Annotated in this window: 3 protein-coding genes and 1 pseudogene; all 4 read left to right on the top strand. The window is 69.5% G+C overall.

Going from position 1 to position 2,511, the window contains the following annotated elements; translation table 11 throughout:
• On the top strand, window positions 1-575 hold a 575-nt coding region (locus tag CCN72_RS08750; protein WP_143664062.1), incomplete at its 5' end, for a L,D-transpeptidase.
• Between the two features lie 79 nt (window positions 576-654).
• Window positions 655-1,422 (top strand): enoyl-CoA hydratase/isomerase family protein, encoded by a 768-nt coding sequence (locus tag CCN72_RS08745; protein ID WP_086807010.1) that lies wholly within the window; start codon window positions 655-657, stop codon window positions 1,420-1,422.
• A 220-nt stretch (window positions 1,423-1,642) separates the two neighbouring features.
• Complete coding sequence (locus CCN72_RS08740) at window positions 1,643-2,251, top strand: ATP-binding protein (RefSeq protein ID WP_086807009.1); 609 nt, start codon at window positions 1,643-1,645, stop codon at window positions 2,249-2,251.
• 70 nt (window positions 2,252-2,321) lie between these two features.
• Window positions 2,322-2,511 (top strand): annotated as a pseudogene (locus tag CCN72_RS40355) (polysaccharide deacetylase family protein); the annotation flags it as partial.

Below are 2,511 nucleotides of genomic sequence, written 5' to 3'. Positions count from 1 at the left end.
CCGGCACCAAGGTCACCGTCGACCTCGACCTCGACGGTGTCGAGGGCCGTGACGGTGTCTACGGCAAGCAGCACAAGACGGTGTCCTTCACCATCGGCCGCAGCCAGGTCTCCGTCGTGGACGCGAGCAAGCACACGATGAAGGTCACCCGCGACGGCAAGGTGATCAAGACCCTCCCGGTGACCACCGGCAAGCCCGGCTACGACACCTGGAACGGCCAGATGGTCATCAGCGAGAAGCTGTCCGTGACCCGGATGAACGGCGAGACGGTCGGCTACGGCGGCGAGTACGACATCAAGGACGTCCCGCACGCCATGCGCCTGACCACCTCCGGCACCTTCGCGCACGGCAACTACTGGGGCGGCGGCGCCTTCGGCAACTTCAACGCCAGCCACGGCTGCATCGGTCTGCGCGATGTGAAGGGCGGCTACGACTCCTCGACGCCGGCCGCCTGGTTCTTCAACAACTCGATCCTGGGCGACGTGGTGGTCGTCAAGCACTCCCACGAGAAGACCGTGGACCCGGGCAACGGGCTCAACGGCTGGAACATGTCCTGGGCGGACTGGAAGAAGTAGGCCCTCGCGGTGTGCGGGCCCGGTGCTGTGACCTACGGCACCGGGCCCGCCGCCGTTAGTCGCCGTTAACCTGAGCCGTATGACCGTCACTCTTGATGTCGCCGAAGGCGTCGGCACCCTGCGTCTCGACCGCCCCCCGATGAACGCGCTGGACGTCGCCACCCAGGACCGGCTGAGGGAACTCGCCGAGGAGGCCACGCGCCGCGACGACGTGCGCGCCGTGGTGATCTACGGCGGGGAGCGGGTGTTCGCGGCGGGTGCGGACATCAAGGAGATGCAGAACATGGACCACACCGCGATGGTCCTGCGCTCCCGCGGCCTCCAGGACGCCTTCACCGCCGTGGCCCGCATCCCCAAGCCCGTCGTCGCCGCCATTACCGGCTACGCCCTCGGCGGCGGCTGCGAACTCGCCCTGTGCGCCGACTACCGCATCGCCGCCGACAACGCCAAGCTCGGCCAGCCGGAGATCCTGCTCGGCCTGATCCCGGGCGCCGGCGGCACCCAGCGCCTGCCCCGACTGGTCGGCCCCTCCAAGGCCAAGGACCTCATCTTCACCGGCCGGATGGTCAAGGCCGACGAGGCGCTCGCGATCGGCCTGGTGGACCGGGTCGTCCCGGCCGCCGAGGTGTACGAGCAGGCGCACACGTGGGCCGCGAAACTCGCCCAGGGCCCGGCCGTCGCGCTGCGCGCCGCCAAGGAGGCCGTCGACGTCGGCCTGGAGACCGACATCGACACCGGGCTCGCCGTCGAACGCAACTGGTTCGCGGGCCTGTTCGCCACCGAGGACCGCGAGCGCGGCATGCGCAGCTTCGTGGAGGAAGGGCCCGGAAAGGCCAAGTTCCTCTAGACGGCACGTGGTTGGCGGAGGATTCCCCGGAGTTCCTTTAAAACGCAACTGAACTCCCTTGAGTCCACCAGTAGTTGACGTGTCGTCTCATACGGGTCCCTCGATGGGGCGGATTATGGGAGCCTTAAAGCACCCTTAAGTCTGTCTGGTCGAGGGAGCCCCGCGATTGCCCGGAACTGAGTCGTCCTCGCAGCTCAGCGGGGGTGTACCGGCCAGCGACATGCCATCGGCATATGCCGATCGTCCGGTGCACAGCGGGGGCGTACGGGGGGCGTATTCCTCCGGAACGGCCCCCAAGACGCCGTGCGACGGCCATCATGGGGGCATGGCGGGGCTGGAGGGCATCGAACAGCCGCGGGGACACAGCCGCGCTTCCGCGGGGCGCTGGTCGCCCACGGTCGAGGACGAACAGGCGCTCAAAGCGCTCGAACTGTTCGGCAATCCGACGGAGCGTGAGGTGCAGCTGCCCTCCCGCCCGGAATCCGCCGCCACCGCCCGTCGCCTCGCCCAGGTCGTGGTCCTGCGCACCTGGCGGCTCACCCCCAAGCTGGCCGAGGATACGGTCCTGCTGGTGTCCGAACTGGTCGGCAACGCGGTACGGCACACCGGCGCCCGCGTCTTCGGACTGCGCATGCGCTGCCGCCCCGGCTGGATGCGCGTCGAGGTGCGCGACCCCTCCCGGGGGCTGCCCTGTCTGATGCCGGTCCAGGAGCTGGACATCAGCGGCCGGGGCCTGTTCCTGGTCGACAAGCTCTCCGACCGCTGGGGCGTCGATCTGCTGCCGCGCGGCAAGACGACCTGGTTCGAGATGCGGGTGAACGAACGGTAGCGGCGGGGCGCGGCACGCCTCCTGGCGCCAAGTCGGACAAAACGCGCTTTTCTTACCTTTCATCCCTTAAATGGCGCGGGTGACCACCACCAACCGCCGTGACGCGCTGCGCGCGGGCGCCGGACTCGTCGCGGGCGGCGCGCTCGCCGCCGGCTGCGGCACGGGCCCGACGACCGCCGCCGCGAAGTCCACCGCCGAGCGGACCACCCCCGAGTCCGCCGTGAACTCTCCGCAGACCCCGAAGTCCCCGAGGCCCCCGT

Source organism: Streptomyces murinus, from assembly GCF_002154555.1.
Classification (GTDB): domain Bacteria; phylum Actinomycetota; class Actinomycetes; order Streptomycetales; family Streptomycetaceae; genus Streptomyces; species Streptomyces murinus.
This window is presented reverse-complemented; position numbering and strand designations above follow the sequence as displayed.